Here is a 15706-nt window from a genome sequence, read left to right as displayed (position 1 = left end):
GTATTTTTCACTTATATTCTCTTAATCTATTTCTTTACTAACGTTTTCTTTTCTGGTTCCTTAATCCAGCTCATCATTTCACGAAGCTCTGTTCCTACTTTTTCTAACTGATGATTTTGTTCTGCTTTTTTCATCGCGTTGTATGTTGGACGACCTGCTTGGTTTTCTAAAATCCATTTTTTCGCGAATTCACCTTGCTGAATTTCTGTAAGTACTCGTTTCATCTCTTTCTTCGTTTCATCTGTAACAATTCTTGATCCTGTTACATAATCTCCAAACTCTGCCGTATCTGAAATAGAATGGCGCATGTTCGTTAATCCACCTTCGTACATTAAATCAACAATTAACTTTAATTCATGCAAACATTCAAAGTATGCAATTTCAGGACGATATCCGCCTTCCGTTAACGTTTCAAAACCAGCTTTTACAAGTGCAGTTACTCCGCCGCAAAGCACAGCTTGCTCACCGAATAAGTCTGTCTCTGTTTCTTCCAGGAATGTCGTTTCAATTACACCTGCACGTGTACAACCTACACCTTTTGCATATGCAAGAGCTACATGTAATGCCGTGCCGGTTGCATCTTGATGCACTGCAACTAATGCCGGAACACCATTTCCTTCTTGGAATACACGGCGAACGAGATGACCTGGGCTTTTTGGTGCGACCATCGCTACGTCTACGTAACTTGGCGGATTAATTTGTCCGAAGTGAATATTAAATCCATGTGAGAAAAGTAACATTTGCCCTTCACGAAGATTCTCTTCTACTTCTGTTTTATAAACATGTGCTTGTTGTTCATCCGGCAATAACATTTGTACAACTTGTGCGGTTCGAACCGCTTCTGAAACGGACATTACTTCAAACCCATCAGCTTTCGCTACTTCATATGACTTACCAGGACGAACGCCAACTACAACTTCCACACCAGAATCACGTAAATTTTGTGCTTGGGCATGACCTTGAGATCCATATCCGACTACTGCAACTGTCTTCCCTTGTAATAACTCTACTTTTGCATCTTGCTCATAATACGTTTTCATATTCCATACACTCCTTATAATTTGTTTACTTGTAGTACATTGATTAATTTTTTCAGCTGACTGATGAGTAATGTTGCTTCTTGTTCTGTACAAACTGTTGTTAACTCCATTTCATTTTCATTTAAATTTAATGAAGAAATATAATAACCACGCCGAGCAAAAATTCCACTTATGCGTAATAAGACGTTTGGGTCGTTATGGATAACTAGTGAAAAAGTATGACTCATTCTTCCCACCTCTTCATCATCATTTCATTATTCCCTTTGTTTGGCGGAACCATCGGAAATACGTTTTCACCTTCTTCTACACAAAAATCAACTACGACAGGACCTTCGTGCGCAAAAGCTTCTAACATCACTTTTTTCGCCTCTGTTGCATTTGTTGCTCTTAGCCCCCTCACTCCATATGCTTCTGCTACTTTTACAAAATCAGGTGATCCAATTTTTGATTCTGATAAACGATTCTCATAAAACATTTCTTGCCATTGCCTTACCATCCCTAAAAATTTGTTGTTTATTATAAATACTTTTACAGGTATGTTATTTTCTGCAATTGTTTGCAGTTCCTGAATATTCATTTGAAAAGAAGCATCGCCCGCAATACAGATGACAAGTTCTTCTTCTTTAGCAAGCTGGGCACCAATAGCTGCTGGGAAACCAAATCCCATTGTTCCTAATCCACCTGAGGTAAGAAAAGTACGAGGTTTTCTCGCTTTATAGAAGTGAGCAGCCCACATTTGATGCTGTCCTACTTCTGTCGTGACAATTGCTTCACCATCCGTTAATTCACTTATTAAATCAATCACATGCTGTGGTTTTAAATTGGATTCTTTTTGTTTATAGGAAAGAGGATATTCTTCTTTCCATTTCCTCACTTTTTGAAGCCATTCATCTGCTTGTGTATACATAGGCATATGTAACAGCATGTGTAACGCTTTTTTCACATCCCCTACAATCGGATGCTCTACAGCTATATTTTTATGGAACTCCGAAGGATCAATATCAATGTGTACCTTTGTCGAATGTGGAGAAAAAAGTTCTAATTTTCCTGTTACGCGATCATCAAAGCGAACACCTAAAGCAAGTAGTAAGTCACATTCTGTTACTGCCATATTTGCAGCGTACGTACCATGCATACCGAGCATTCCTAAAAACAATGGATCTCCCGGCGGATATGCACCTAGTCCCATTAAAGTTGAAACGACTGGAATACGATTCTCTCTTGCAAACTTGATGAGTTCTTCAGATCCACCTGAATGAATGACGCCTCCTCCAATATATAGAAGGGGACGCTTTGCTTTTGAAATTGCTTTAGCCACCTTTCTCAGTTTCATACTGTCTGGTACAACTTCCGGTTTATATCCTATAATGTTAACTTCTTCATTAAAGAAACTTGTCACATTTGCATTTTGAATATCTTTTGGAATATCAATTAATACCGGTCCCGGTCGCCCACTATTAGCGATGTAAAAAGCTTCTTGCACGATACGTGATAAGTGATTTACTTCACGAACTTGGTAATTATGCTTCGTAACAGATACAGTAATTCCGACAATATCAGCTTCTTGAAATCCATCTTTACCAATTAAAGGCGTTGCAACTTGCCCTGTAATAACAACTAAAGGAATCGAATCCATATAAGCATCTGCTAAGCCCGTAACTAAATTCGTCGCTCCTGGTCCAGAGGTAGCAAAGACTACCCCGACCTTTCCAGAAGCTCTCGCATACCCTTCAGCCGCATGAATGGCAGCTTGCTCATGACGAGTTAAAACGTGCTTCAATCCACTTCCATATAACGCATCGTATACTGGCAAAATCGCTCCGCCCGGATAACCGAAAACAGTCGTTACACCTAATTTTTTCAAGCATTGAATAACGTGTCCGGCACCTGTCACTTCTTCGCACTGTAATTTCTCACATGTTGTATACTGTTCCTCCATTTCGATTAACTCCTCTCCCTTTCTACGCTAAACTTTCCGCCAGTCCTGGAACACGTACTCCTCTTTCTCTCGTCAATTTTTTAAACTCTTCAGTTAATCGTTTCGTTACACTTCCTGGTTTCCCATCTCCAATTTCTCTAGAATCAACTTTTACAACTGGAATTAACTCTGCTGCCGTTCCTGTTAAAAACACTTCATCTGCTACATATACGTCATGGCGAGTAAATGGCCTTTCCTCACACGAGATATTAAGACGCTCACATAACTCGATAACACTATTTCTCGTAATACCTTCTAGCGCCCCTAAATACGAAGGAGGTGTTAGCACTTTTCCATCTTTCACAATGAAAACATTATCTCCAGACCCTTCACAAACATATCCTTGTTGGTTAAGCATAAGCGCCTCGAGTACGCCTGCTTGCGCTGCTTCAATTTTTACAAGTACATTATTTAAATAGTTCATTGACTTAATACGTGGATCTAATGCATCTGGCGTATTACGTCTTGATGCTACAGATACAACGCTTAGTCCATTATCATAAAATTCCTGAGGGAATAACTTTAATTGTTCTGCAATAATAATTACGCTCGGTTTCACGCAACTCCTCGGGTCAAGCCCTAAATCCCCTTTTCCTCTTGAAACAATTAATCTAATGTAGGCATCAGCGTATTCATTTTTTTGAAGTGTCTGTAAAACGGCTTCTTCCATTTCTTCTACCGGCATTGGAATCGTCAGTAAAATAGATTTCGCCGATTCATATAATCGTTTCACATGTTCTTTTAGACAAAATACATTTCCTCCGTAACTACGAATCCCTTCAAATACACCGTCTCCATATAAAAAACCGTGATCATATACTGAAACAACTGCCTTTTCTTTTTCTACAAATTCCCCATTCATATAAATGTACTGGTTACCCATCTCACATCGCTCCTCTTTTTTTCTCTCTATTTTTGCAATCTATTTCTACATCGATTGCTGAGATGAGTATTTTAACAGAATATTCAGTATACAAATCTTAAAAATATACTCATCTCAACAATCGATTACGTACATACTTGTAGCAACCCATTGCTGAGACGAGGGAATCGTGGTACCACTCAGCTTCCTTACACTTCTCACGAAATATAAGCTTTGCAAGTCCAATTAGACTTTTGTTTTTCTATCGGAAACAATTCCGCTACTTTTTACTAGTTTTCAAAAGTAGTGCTCCGAGGTGATCTTCAATGATTCGATTGTTACTACCCTCACAGCATTGGGGCAGCTCTCTGAAACAATCTATATCATTTACTCTCCTCTTCCACGCATTCTTTTATTCTATTTTTATAAAAGAAAAACTCTCGCCTCAGCAATCAACTACTACAACTTAGTAGCTTTGATTGCTGAGGCGAGAGTTTCGCGTTACCACTCAGCTTCCTTATACTTCTCGCGAAATATAAGCTCTGTAGGTCCAATCAGACCCCCGTCCTTTTACCGGAGACGATGCCGCCGCCCTCTACTCAGTTTCCCTTTCGCAAGCGATGCTCCGAGGTGATCTTCAATGATTCGATTGCTACTACTCTCACAGCCTAGGAGTAGCTCTCTGAAACGATCATAATCATCTACTTTCCTCTTCTTTGCATATACAACATATAAAGTTAGAAAATTCTTAATTCACTTTTATTTGTTACACGTATTATAGGACGTTGTTCTTTTCATTGTCAACATGTTTTTAGAAAAAAATAAAATTCATTCTATTTACTAGAAATCTATTTATTTTTTCTCAAAACAAAATCGGAATGAACTTCTTACACATACTCATATATTACTTAAGTATGTTCGCATTACTACATAAAGAAAAACTACTGACAAACATATAAAATTTATGGGGAGATGAGAAAAATATGTTAAAAGGAAAAGTGGCATTAGTTACAGGAGCAAGCCGAGGAATTGGACGTGCTATTGCTAAACGTTTAGCAAATGACGGTGCATTGGTTGCTGTTCATTACGGTAATCGAAAAGATGACGCTGAAGAAACTGTTCATGAAATTCGATCAAATGGTGGCCAAGCTTTTTCTATCGGCGCAAATTTAGAATCCTTACACGGTGTAGAAAACCTTTATAACGCTTTAGATACTGAATTACAAAAGCGCACTGGTGAAACACAATTTGATATTTTAATAAACAGTGCCGGCATTGGTCCTGGTGCTTTTATTGAAGAAACAACTGAACAATTTTTTGATAGAATTGTTTCAGTAAATGCAAAAGCACCATTCTTTATCATTCAACAAGCACTGCCACGTTTACGTGACAATAGCCGAATTATTAATATTTCATCCGCTGCGACCCGCATTTCTTTACCTGATTTCGTTGCATATAGTATGACGAAAGGCGCTATTAATACAATGACTTTTACGCTAGCAAAACAGCTTGGAGCACGAGGAATAACGGTGAATGCAATACTTCCAGGATTTATTAAAACAGATATGAATGCAGAACTCTTGAGCGACCCGATGATGAAGCAGTACGCTACTACTATTTCCGCTTTCAATCGCTTAGGTGAAGTAGAAGACATTGCCGATACTGCTGCATTTCTCGCTTCTCCAGACAGCCGCTGGGTTACTGGACAATTAATTGATGTGAGTGGAGGATCTTGTTTATAAAAAACATATATTTTCAAATCTTTTTTATTGCGCAATAAAACAATTTATATAATACTATATAAAACATATACATTTAGGAGGATTACAACAATGTCCGAAAAAACATACGAACTCGCAACCTTCGCAGGCGGCTGCTTTTGGTGCATGGTAAAACCATTTGATGAACTTCCAGGTATTCATAAAGTGCTTTCTGGCTATGCAGGAGGTCATATAGAAAATCCAACATATGAACAAGTAAAAGCTGGAACATCTGGACATTTAGAAGTTGTTCAAATTACATTCGATCCTTCTATTTTTCCTTATCAGAAATTACTAGACTTATATTGGCCACAAATCGATCCAACTGATGATGGCGGACAATTTTTTGACCGTGGTCCATCTTATCGTACCGCTATTTTTTATCATAACGAAACACAAAAAGCGCTTGCTGAAAAATCAAAACAAGCTCTTACTGAAAGCGGAATGTTTAAAGATCCAATCGTAACTGAAATTCGCCCGGCTGCACCTTTTTTTGAAGCAGAGGAATACCACCAACATTTCTATAAAAAGAACCCAGAGAAATATGCTACTGAGCAAAAAGAATCTGGCCGTGCAGACTTTATAAAAGAAAATTGGCAAAAAAAATAATAAAAATGCATCGTACTCTCTTTTCAAAGTGCGATGCGTTTTTATCTTTGAAAAAAGTACAATACAATGATGAGAACAACCGCTGTTAATGTCCAAAGTGCTATTTCATTTTTCACTCTACTCTTTTTCTTAGTCATTTCCTCTCCTCCTAATAGCAATACAACATATTCAAGATTTCCTCTGTTTAATTGTCCACCTTATATACGTGAATACATCCTTACAAATTCTTATAACAAGACCACCGACGATTCCGATTGCAATTGAAATTACTAACATCTGTACAAAACTAAGAGTAGTTGTGTATGTTATGTAGATAACAATGCATACAAGTAAAAACATCCGGTAAAGAAAGCAAAAACTTTTTAAGCATTTCTTCAACTCTCCTATGCTTTATTTATTTGTTCTACTGTAGCTTTGAAATAAAGTTTGTTCAAAAATTCCATTTAGACCCTCATTTTACGGAAAAATAAAAAGAACCCCTTTTTAAAAGGATTCTTTTTCAGCAAATTTAATTTTGATTATTTTTTTACATATCCCATTCCATAATTACTCCTAAAATAGAATAATATTACTAGTGATTTGTTGCGAATTAACTATTTGCCAGGCAATCGGATGTTACACCAGCTACTTACGTCGCATTGACCATATGTATTATCACCTACTGCTACCACCGTGCCATCTAATTTCAGACCGACCGTATGCGCACAACCCGCCGCTATCGCTACAATATCACGCCAATCGCTTACATTACATTGACCATACTCATTCCAGCCGACTGCCACCACGGTACCGTCTGATTTAAGTCCGATTGTATGATTCGTACCAGCTGCTATTGCCATAATATCTTTCCAGCCGCCTACATCGCATTGACCAAGTTTATTATTACCCACTGCCATCACTTTTCCATCCGATTTCAAACCAACAGTATGAAGATAACCTGCCGCCAACTCCACCATACCACACCATCCACTTACATCGCATTGGCCATATCGATTATTCCCCACAGTGGTCACTGTGCCGTCCAATTTAAGACCGATTGTATGCCAGTCACCCGCCGTGACCGCCACAATATCACGCCAGCTACTTACATTGCATTCTCCTTCTTTATTTCGTCCCACCACTATTACTGTGCCATCCGGTTTTAGGCCAAAGGTACGACGCCACCCTGCCGCAACCGCTACAACATTATACCAATCGTGTACATCACATTGTTCATGCTTATTCCAACCCACAGCTACCACAGTACTGTCACATGCAAGACCGATTGTATGTGCATTACCCGTGTTCGTCGCCATATGAACATTACCCGCTGCGACTGCTTCAATATCACACCAGCTGCTTACATTGCATTCTCCTTCTTTATTTCGCCCCACTGCTACTACCGTGCCATCCAATTTAAGAGCAACGGTATGACCACGACCTGCCGCTATCGTATCTTTAGGCCACCGTTTCGCTTTTAACATTTCTTCTTTCGGTGAAATGTAATTCATGTTTTTCCTCCTTGAATATAAGCAACTGTATCCAAATAGATATTTTTATCTAATTTCATTATAAATGCCCCAACTTTTTTTATAAATTTACAGCTACAAAAGAAGCCTATTATTACTTCTTCAAAAAATAAAAACCTCCAGTTTAAATACTAGAGGTTCCTTCTTTATTTCTTCAATCGTTCAATAAAATCGTTCAATTTATCAAGTGATTTCATATTCTGATTACAAGCTACACCATCTTTGCAAATATAGTTTCCCTTTTTAACGAAAGTTCCTGGTACATCACCTTTAATTTCCACTAAAAACATTCCTACTTCTTCATGCCCATGACATAATGAACAAATGCTTTTTTTATTTAAACTTTGAAAAGTTCCTTGCAGACCAACAAACTTATTCTTATCATTTTTCGCTATAATAAATTTCCTACTGGATCCTTTATCAATCCAGCTTAAATAAGATAATTCTTTCATATCCAGTTCTTCCATATCAGGAAGTTTTAACTTTTTCGCCTTAGGAAATAATTTTTTTAATGTTTGCGCTGTAACTTCCTGAAACGGAATGACATACGGATTTATTTTCATTAAAAACGATTCTGCATCTTCTCTATTTTGAACTGTTAATACCGTATCGATTAACTCTTTCTGTTCATCCGTTAAATTCTCAAATACATGTATTATCTTTTCAATTGCAAGTGATTTTAACGCTTGAATTACTCCTCTATCATTTGCCGTTGCATGCCCGTTTGCTAAAATATAAGCTTGTGATTTTATAAAATTATATTGATCACTTCTAATAAACGCTTCCATCTTTATCACTCCATACAAATTGTTGATCTAGTTTTATTGTATACAATGATTCAGTTTTTTGATATGTAAAAGATAACTTAGAAACAAACATTACATACATCGCCTATTCTCTACCGCTGCATTTCCTGACAAAAGAAACCATCGTCTGTTTTCCATTCTGCATATAATACGTCTTCAAATTTAGTAATTCCTTTTTGCTTTATTTGTTTATAAAGCCATCCTTCATCAAAACCTGCTTCCCTCAAATTATCCTTCACTACTTTCCCATCACTAATTAATGAAATCGGTAAGTATACAGGCTTATGTTTTAAACTTAAGTCATTTATAGTAGGAGATTCATATTTACTTTTTTTCAATACACTTATGTTTCCGTTAGGTTCCAATATCATATACTCAACTTCTCGAATTGAAAATATATCTTTTTGTTGCCTAAGCATTTGCTGTAATTGGTTAATATCCAAATGATTTGAACTTAGTTGTTCCCGGTCAATATATCCATTACGGATAATGATTGACGGAGAGCCTTCAAAAAAACTTCTCGTTCCTCTAAATTTTTGTGTTATTACTTCTATTGTATAAATTAACACTACCCATACAAGTACAGCATATAAAATAGACCATACTTTTATTTCCGGATCATATATAGTATTTCCAACCAATTCTCCGAGAACAATGGCAGAAATAAAATCAAAAGGTGTTAGCTGCGATATTTGTGTTTTACCTAATATTTTAGTAGCAATTAATAAAACAAAAAAACCAACAAAAAGTTCTATCGTTATTTGTCCAAGATGATTCATATATGTTCACCTTTCTGCTTTTCACTCAAATGCTATGTATCCAATTTAGTAAAAAACGGCACATTATCGCTATTATCATGTCCATTCACATCCAATAAATACAAAAAGAGTCTGATTCAAAATAATATTTGAACCAGACTCTTTCCTTTTTTTCACTTAGAATACACAATCTTTTTAATCGTTTCTCCGGAAAGAAAATATTCTTCTGCAAGTTGATGAATAGCAATTCCGCTTTTAAATGCTGCTTTAATCGCGTTATTTCTTTCATCTAATTGTTTTCTTCCTCCAGATCGTGTACCCCATTTATAATGTTTCGTTTCTTGTTTTGGAATGTAAATTGTTTCACCTTGTATATACTTTTGAATTTCAGCAATTAAACTTTCTGGTAAAACTGCCGCAGCTTTTACGTATTTCATCTCTGCTCGCCCCTTATTTTTATGATTCATTTCAATAAGGTGCAAAGCCAAATATAAAAAATGATACGAGCTCATTTAGGCGATTGTATATTACTTGTCTACCTCACGCAAAGTATCGCCATTTCCATACTTGGCTTTGCATGAGACGCTGCAGTGTCTGGCAATTGAATTATAATCGCCATATAAACACCTCCTAATATACCTTTTGCATTTTATTATATGATAAATTTCCTCTCCTTGCATCTTCATGCTTTTTCAGCAATAAATAATTAATTTTGATATAATACTTTTTATTGAATCAAAAATCATTGTGAGGTTACATTATGAAGAAAAAAATTATCATTACAATCGTTACGCTATTCTTTATTATCATAGCATTATTCGGAACGTACAAATTAATGAACGCAAGAAACTTTCAATTATTTGGAAATCTAATAAATCACATAGAAACTAATGAAAAAGTGATCGCTTTAACTTTTGATGATGGTCCTACTAACAATGTAAAACAAATATTACCGTTACTGGATAAATACAATGCAAAAGCTACTTTCTTTGTTATCGGAAACGAATTAGAACACAATTTACCATTAGGAAAAGCAATTGTTCAATCAGGTCATCAACTTGGAAACCATACGTATTCTCATAATAGAATGGTTTTTAAAACACCTTCTTTTATTAAAGAAGAAATTGAAAAGACGAATTCGTTCATCCGCCAAACAGGATTTACAGACGAAATTGATTTTAGACCCCCTAACGGAAAAAAATTAATTGGGCTACCCTATTATTTAAATAAAAATAATATTGAAACGATTACGTGGGATCTTGAGCCTGATACTTTTTATAAATCTACAGCTGATAAAATTGACTACGTTAATAAAAATGTAAAACCAGGTTCTATCATTTTATTACACCCTATGTATGATAAATCTAATGAAAATTTACAGACCATTGAAGGTATTTTAGACTCTTTATCTAAAGAGGGATATCAATTCGTCACAGTAAATGAACTGCAAAAAAGAGCAAAATAAGGTGAAACTTTAATCAGTGGGGGGGTGCCCATCCCCCACTTAACTTCTTCGCTTTCGCTGAGTTTTGAGGTGGGGGTCTTACTGCCCGGCAAATAAAAGGATAAAAAAGGTAGCGTATCATATAACGATACGCTACCTTTTTGTTAAATAATTCCAAGTACATTTAGGAATACGATAATAATCGCAATTGGTGCGATATAGCGAAGTAAGAATAACCATAATACGAATAGTTTATAGCCTTTATTTTTACTTACACCAAGCTCTTTCATTAATACATCTTTCTTCATTTTTAAAGGAACAAAGATAGAAACTAATAGAACACCAAGCGGCATTAATACGTTACTAACTGCATAGTCCGATAAATCAAAAATAGTCTTTCCAAAAATCTTCAGATCACTTAATATACCAAATGATAATGCTGATGGTACTCCAACAACGAAGATTAATAATCCAACGATTAAAGCCATTTTTTCACGTTTCCCTTTACCTTTTGCAGTTAAAGATGCAACGCTAATTTCTAACATCGAAATTGCTGATGTAATAGTAGCAAAGAAGAATAGTAATAAGAAAACGATGAAGAATAATTTTCCGAACGCCATTTTACTGAAAATAGCTGGCAATACGATAAACAATAATCCTGGTCCTTGAGATGGTTCCATTCCAAATGCGAATACAACCGGGAATATCGCAAGTCCTGCAAGTAATGTAATAACGAGCGTTAAAGCTACAATAGAAAATGCTGAACGCGGTAAACTTTCTTCTTTCGGTAAGTATGAGCTATACGTTACCATAACGGCTACACCGACAGATAATGAGAAGAACGATTGCCCCATCGCATATAAAATAATTTCTGACGTTACGTTTGAGAAATCAGGTTGTAAGAAGAAGCGAACTCCTTCACCAGCACCGTCTAATGTAAGTGCACGAACAATTAAGACAAAGAATAAAACGAATAGTGCTGGCATGAAATATTTATTTACTTTTTCAACACCATTTTGTACACCTTTACTTACGATGAAAATAGTAATAAGGATGAATAATAGTTGTGATCCGACTGCTAAATACGGATTGGAAATGATTTCACCGAACGTAGCTTCGTACGCCCCATTTCCTTCCCACAGTCTACCTGTAATTGCATTCCATAAATATAATAAAATCCATCCTCCTACAACACTGTAGAAAGAAAGTAATATGAAACATGTTACAATTCCTAATTTACCTAACCACGGCCATAACGTTTTCGGTGCGATTTCTCTATACGCATCAACGGCCTCTTTTTGTGTACTTCTCCCAATAACGAATTCGGCTAATAATAGCGGTAAACCAATTAATAATGTGAAACCGATGAAAATAAGGAAGAATGCGCCGCCTCCTCCGATGCCGGCCATATATGGGAATTTCCAAATCGCCCCAAGACCAATTGCTGAACCTGCTGCAGCTAATACGAAACCTAATTTCGATGTCCATTGCTGTGAATTCATCTGTTAATCTCCTCTCTTTATCTTTTTCTGTTTTATAATTTGGTATTTATATTGTTCTATCAAAACTTTTTTCTAATACGTTCACTTCCTCCCTAATAAAAAAACGTCCCTACGTAAATACGTAGGGACGACAAAAATATCGCGGTACCACCCTAGTTATGAAGATACAACAAAAGTAAGACCTAAATAAAAACGTCCCTACGTAAATACGTAGGGACGATAAAATATCGCGGTACCACCCTAGTTATGAAGCCACAGCAAAGTTAGGACCTAAATAAAAAACGTCCCTACGTAAATACGTAGGGACGATAAATATCGCGGTACCACCCTAGTTGTGAAAAAATCTTCACCACTTTATTTGATAACGGTATAAACTACCGTCTTCCATTTCCTCATAATGTGAGATTTATGAAAGATGCTCCAGGACGAACTTCATGAATAATCTATATACTGATTCACACCAACCATCAGCTCTCTGAAATAGGGAGATTTTCATTACTATACCCTTTCATTGCCCAAATATTATTTTCCGAATTGATTACTATCATTTTTATCACACATTAAAAATAGTGTCAACTTATATTTTAAGTTTTTATGTCTTATATTCTATTTAAAAATTTGAAATATGACTTTTGTATGAATAGTATTTGAACTTATATGGTTTATACTGTATTAACTTCTCTAACAGGTTTATAGTAGTATACGGTAAAGTGAAACTTTAATCAGCGGAGGATGCCCCACTGATTAAAGTTTCACCAATTTTGCGTTTACTCGTAGTAGCAGGGCTCCCACTTAACTTCTTTCTCCAGCCTCATTTTGAGGTAGGAGTCTTACTGCCCTCAAATAGCGAGATACATGCAAGGCAACATGAGTAGGAGGAACAAATTTTGTCTACTTCAAAAGTTTTAAAAGGTACTGCTTTACTAAGCGGCGCAACAATGATTTCACGTATTTTAGGTTTTATATATTTCTTCCCTTTTCAATTATTAGTTGGAACACAAGGGGTCGCTTTATACGGATATGCATATACTTGGTATGGTATTTTATTAAGCTTTTCAACTGCCGGTATTCCTATTGCCGTCTCCAAATTTGTTGCAAAACATAATGCACTCGGTGATTATAGTACAAGTAAAAAATTGTATAGCTCGAGCATAAAATTAATGCTATTTATGGGCTTTTTAGGATTTTTAATTTTATTTATTGGAGCGCCTTACATATCACAATTTATTATTCGCTCTAAAACGCCAAATCCACAATTTATCGCTGACGTAACACTTACAATGCGGGCATTAAGTTTCGCACTTATTATCGTACCGGCTATGAGTGTTACACGCGGCTATTTCCAAGGTTTTCAACATATGAAACCAAGTGCTGTTTCTCAAGTCGTAGAACAAATCGCACGCGTTGTTTTCATTTTAGTTGGTAGCTTCATCGTTTCCAAAATATTTGGAGGTTCCGTAGCCTCTTCTGTTGCTGTTGCTACATTCGGTGCTGTTATCGGGGCACTTGCCAGCGCCTCTATTTTAATGCTGTACTGGAAAAAGTATAACGGATTAAAGCCTCCTGAAGGTGAATTAAAGTCAAGGGCATCCGATATTCCATTACGAAATATTTATATGGAATTACTTCGATATGCAATCCCAATTGTATTTGTGGGTATTGCAATTCCACTCTATACGTTAGTAGATCAATATACCGTAGCTGATGTCCTTAGAGCGATGGGAGAGCCTTTAGAAACCGCGAATGCAGTTTTCGCTTATATAACGAACTATGCACAAAAGTTAATTATGATTCCGGCTTCACTTGCAACTGGATTCTCATTAACAATTATTCCGGCTATAACGAAATCATTTACAAGCGGAAAACTAGAAGAATTACAAGAACAAATTTCGAAGATATTCCAAGTATTGTTATTCTTCACTATCCCAGCTGCATTTGGTCTTGCTAGCATCGCTTACGATGCATTCCGAATGATTTATGTAGATCCTAAAATTGCACTTGATGGATCACAATATTTAATTTCATTTGCACCTTCTGCTATATTAGGTGCGATTTTCACAGTTTCTGCAGCTATATTACAAGGCATTGATTATCAAAGAAAAACAATGATTGCATTCTCAATCGGTATTCTTGTGAAGATTGTAGTAAACATACCACTTTTACACTTATTCGGTGGACACGGTGCTGTACTTGGAACAATTCTCGGATACCTCGTTTCGAATATTATTATGTTGTATTGCATCATTAAGTTTGCGAAATTTAAAATTGGTGAAACGGTGAAAACAGTATTTCTTATTACGATATACTCCGCAGCAATGTCTGCTGTTGTAATTGCATTAAAAGCAATTATAAGCTGGATTATTCCTGGCCAATCTTATATCGAATCACTGCTCATTGTATTTATATGTGGTGCGGCAGGAGGGCTTGTTTACCTTTTATTCGTATTAACGAGTGGACTCGCTTCACATATTCTTGGTAATCGTATTCAACGTTTACCTGTACTAAGAAAATTAGTAAAATAAAAAAACAAAAGATGTAACTCGTTGTTACATCTTTTGTTTTTACTTTGCATATTGAATGCGTTTTTGTTGCTCCGCAATATTTAATTCTGGAGTATATTGTTTTACTAAATGTAATACCTCTCCCATTAACAATTCTAACTCTTTCACACTATTCTCTGGATGTCCTATTAAAATATTCGCCATACGCTCATATAAATTTTCAGGCTTAATCCCCATTCGTTCCACATTATATGGCATCCATTTAAATGCAGGATGATGCACGTACATGCGGTTCAGACCAAATAAGACTCCAAATATATTTCTTTGAACTTCACAAATAACATCATATAGCATAAGCCAATCTTTTCGTTTTAAAAGAGCCTCTCGATTATGCCAACGATTGCTTAAACAAAGGTTTTCTACAATCATTTTTTGCGCCAATTCTTCTGGATACGCTTCAACTCTATCTTTTAGAGTATGTACTTTCACTTCTCCATACAAACTCACACCATCATGAATGGATGATACAATACATTGTTTCTCATAATTGATATCATACTGCTCTACAACTTCTGAAATAATTTTTTCTACGGTCACTGTTAAAAAATTACTAATCTCTAGTTTAATTCCTTCTTTCGTCAAATACGTCTCCGACCATTCTTCTTCCTCGTAAGGATAATATGATAAAATTTTTCCACCAATATGATTAATAGGTTCTTTACGATCCTCATCCTCTGGTGGTTCCGACCATAAAATATGTAATTCAATATCTGAATGTTCATCCTCTAATTTTCTAGCTACTGAACCTGCTAAAATAATAGCTTCGATTTTCGGGTTTTTTCTATAAATCTCCGACATTTCTATCGCTTTCTCTCTTAATCCCATTTCATTCCCCCCTAAAACTGCAGTACTCCCCTTACTCTTCATTTATCTATTTC

14 protein-coding genes, 1 pseudogene and 3 other annotated features are annotated in these 15706 nt (G+C 36.1%); of the genes and pseudogenes, 4 read left to right on the top strand and 11 right to left on the bottom strand.

The window, feature by feature from the left end; translation table 11 throughout:
* Positions 1–26: 26 nt before the first annotated feature.
* Genes ilvC through ilvE form a run of 4 tightly spaced genes read right to left on the bottom strand, consistent with a single transcriptional unit; the run spans position 27 to position 3901 of the window.
* Positions 27–1040, bottom strand: coding sequence for a ketol-acid reductoisomerase (gene ilvC, locus DPQ31_RS09005; protein WP_199631626.1), 1014 nt, complete (start codon positions 1038–1040; stop codon positions 27–29).
* A 14-nt stretch (positions 1041–1054) separates the two neighbouring features.
* On the bottom strand, positions 1055–1267 hold the full coding sequence (locus DPQ31_RS09000) for an ACT domain-containing protein (protein ID WP_000019908.1): 213 nt from the start codon (positions 1265–1267) through the stop codon (positions 1055–1057).
* Positions 1264–2979, bottom strand: a complete 1716-nt coding sequence (gene ilvB / locus DPQ31_RS08995) for an acetolactate synthase large subunit (RefSeq protein WP_199631625.1) — start codon at positions 2977–2979, stop codon at positions 1264–1266. The genes DPQ31_RS09000 and ilvB overlap by 4 nt, the downstream gene beginning before the upstream one ends.
* 22 nt (positions 2980–3001) lie before the next feature.
* Positions 3002–3901, bottom strand: coding sequence for a branched-chain-amino-acid transaminase (gene ilvE / locus DPQ31_RS08990; protein WP_000528146.1), 900 nt, complete (start codon positions 3899–3901; stop codon positions 3002–3004).
* A gap of 151 nt (positions 3902–4052) precedes the next feature.
* Positions 4053–4292, bottom strand: a binding site (T-box leader).
* A 68-nt stretch (positions 4293–4360) separates the two neighbouring features.
* Positions 4361–4606, bottom strand: a binding site (T-box leader).
* Positions 4607–4863: 257 nt separating this feature from the next.
* Here ilvE and DPQ31_RS08985 point away from each other — a divergent pair.
* Positions 4864–5622 carry an SDR family oxidoreductase gene (locus DPQ31_RS08985; protein WP_208731799.1) on the top strand — a complete coding sequence of 253 codons (759 nt, stop codon included), beginning with the start codon at positions 4864–4866 and terminating at the stop codon, positions 5620–5622.
* A gap of 90 nt (positions 5623–5712) precedes the next feature.
* Positions 5713–6249, top strand: coding sequence for a peptide-methionine (S)-S-oxide reductase MsrA (gene msrA, locus DPQ31_RS08980; RefSeq protein ID WP_001291856.1), 537 nt, complete (start codon positions 5713–5715; stop codon positions 6247–6249).
* A 168-nt stretch (positions 6250–6417) separates the two neighbouring features.
* Here msrA and DPQ31_RS29270 read toward each other — a convergent pair.
* The 5 genes and pseudogenes from DPQ31_RS29270 to DPQ31_RS08960 form a co-directional block, all read right to left on the bottom strand.
* Positions 6418–6619, bottom strand: a pseudogene (locus DPQ31_RS29270) (hypothetical protein).
* A 223-nt stretch (positions 6620–6842) separates the two neighbouring features.
* Positions 6843–7739 carry an RCC1 domain-containing protein gene (locus DPQ31_RS08975; protein WP_097959000.1) on the bottom strand — a complete coding sequence of 299 codons (897 nt, stop codon included), beginning with the start codon at positions 7737–7739 and terminating at the stop codon, positions 6843–6845.
* 164 nt (positions 7740–7903) lie between these two features.
* Positions 7904–8545: a FusB/FusC family EF-G-binding protein gene (locus tag DPQ31_RS08970; protein WP_000387067.1), complete on the bottom strand. Its 642-nt coding sequence runs from the start codon at positions 8543–8545 to the stop codon at positions 7904–7906.
* A gap of 110 nt (positions 8546–8655) precedes the next feature.
* Positions 8656–9342, bottom strand: a complete 687-nt coding sequence (locus DPQ31_RS08965; protein WP_001015969.1) for a DUF421 domain-containing protein — start codon at positions 9340–9342, stop codon at positions 8656–8658.
* 152 nt (positions 9343–9494) lie between these two features.
* A complete protein-coding gene (locus tag DPQ31_RS08960) occupies positions 9495–9758 on the bottom strand; it encodes a CD3324 family protein (RefSeq protein WP_000878303.1) in 264 nt (87 codons plus the stop codon).
* 323 nt (positions 9759–10081) lie between these two features.
* Between DPQ31_RS08960 and DPQ31_RS08955 the strand changes: the two genes are divergently transcribed.
* Complete coding sequence (locus tag DPQ31_RS08955) at positions 10082–10786, top strand: polysaccharide deacetylase family protein (protein ID WP_208731798.1); 705 nt, start codon at positions 10082–10084, stop codon at positions 10784–10786.
* A gap of 143 nt (positions 10787–10929) precedes the next feature.
* On the opposite strand, the gene DPQ31_RS08950 is transcribed toward DPQ31_RS08955, so the two are convergent.
* Positions 10930–12267 (bottom strand): sodium-dependent transporter, encoded by a 1338-nt coding sequence (locus DPQ31_RS08950; protein WP_001088192.1) that lies wholly within the window; start codon positions 12265–12267, stop codon positions 10930–10932.
* 298 nt (positions 12268–12565) lie between these two features.
* Positions 12566–12788 (bottom strand) — a binding site (T-box leader).
* A gap of 366 nt (positions 12789–13154) precedes the next feature.
* Here DPQ31_RS08950 and DPQ31_RS08945 point away from each other — a divergent pair.
* On the top strand, positions 13155–14789 hold the full coding sequence (locus DPQ31_RS08945; RefSeq protein ID WP_097958997.1) for a putative polysaccharide biosynthesis protein: 1635 nt from the start codon (positions 13155–13157) through the stop codon (positions 14787–14789).
* A gap of 39 nt (positions 14790–14828) precedes the next feature.
* Here the strand turns inward: DPQ31_RS08945 and DPQ31_RS08940 are convergent, their stop codons facing one another.
* Entirely contained in the window at positions 14829–15653 is an 825-nt protein-coding gene (locus DPQ31_RS08940) for a DUF4037 domain-containing protein (RefSeq protein ID WP_097958996.1), read from the bottom strand.
* Positions 15654–15706 lie beyond the last annotated feature (53 nt).

Origin of the sequence: Bacillus sp. COPE52 (assembly GCF_003355115.1) — a bacterium.
Classification (GTDB): Bacteria; Bacillota; Bacilli; order Bacillales; family Bacillaceae_G; genus Bacillus_A; species Bacillus_A toyonensis.
The sequence above is the reverse complement of the archived record's forward strand: the minus strand, read 5'-3'. Positions and strand labels throughout refer to the sequence as shown.

Coding starts and splice junctions, on each gene's coding strand:
- DPQ31_RS08975 (WP_097959000.1), bottom strand. CDS start 7,739: ATGAATTACATTTCACCGAAAGAAGAAATGTTAAAAGCGAAACGGTGG.
- DPQ31_RS08950 (WP_001088192.1), bottom strand. CDS start 12,267: ATGAATTCACAGCAATGGACATCGAAATTAGGTTTCGTATTAGCTGCA.
- DPQ31_RS08940 (WP_097958996.1), bottom strand. CDS start 15,653: ATGGGATTAAGAGAGAAAGCGATAGAAATGTCGGAGATTTATAGAAAA.
- ilvB (WP_199631625.1), bottom strand. CDS start 2,979: ATGGAGGAACAGTATACAACATGTGAGAAATTACAGTGCGAAGAAGTG.
- ilvC (WP_199631626.1), bottom strand. CDS start 1,040: ATGAAAACGTATTATGAGCAAGATGCAAAAGTAGAGTTATTACAAGGG.
- DPQ31_RS09000 (WP_000019908.1), bottom strand. CDS start 1,267: ATGAGTCATACTTTTTCACTAGTTATCCATAACGACCCAAACGTCTTA.
- DPQ31_RS08960 (WP_000878303.1), bottom strand. CDS start 9,758: ATGAAATACGTAAAAGCTGCGGCAGTTTTACCAGAAAGTTTAATTGCT.
- msrA (WP_001291856.1), top strand. CDS start 5,713: ATGTCCGAAAAAACATACGAACTCGCAACCTTCGCAGGCGGCTGCTTT.
- DPQ31_RS08955 (WP_208731798.1), top strand. CDS start 10,082: ATGAAGAAAAAAATTATCATTACAATCGTTACGCTATTCTTTATTATC.
- DPQ31_RS08965 (WP_001015969.1), bottom strand. CDS start 9,342: ATGAATCATCTTGGACAAATAACGATAGAACTTTTTGTTGGTTTTTTT.
- DPQ31_RS08970 (WP_000387067.1), bottom strand. CDS start 8,545: ATGGAAGCGTTTATTAGAAGTGATCAATATAATTTTATAAAATCACAA.
- DPQ31_RS08985 (WP_208731799.1), top strand. CDS start 4,864: ATGTTAAAAGGAAAAGTGGCATTAGTTACAGGAGCAAGCCGAGGAATT.
- ilvE (WP_000528146.1), bottom strand. CDS start 3,901: ATGGGTAACCAGTACATTTATATGAATGGGGAATTTGTAGAAAAAGAA.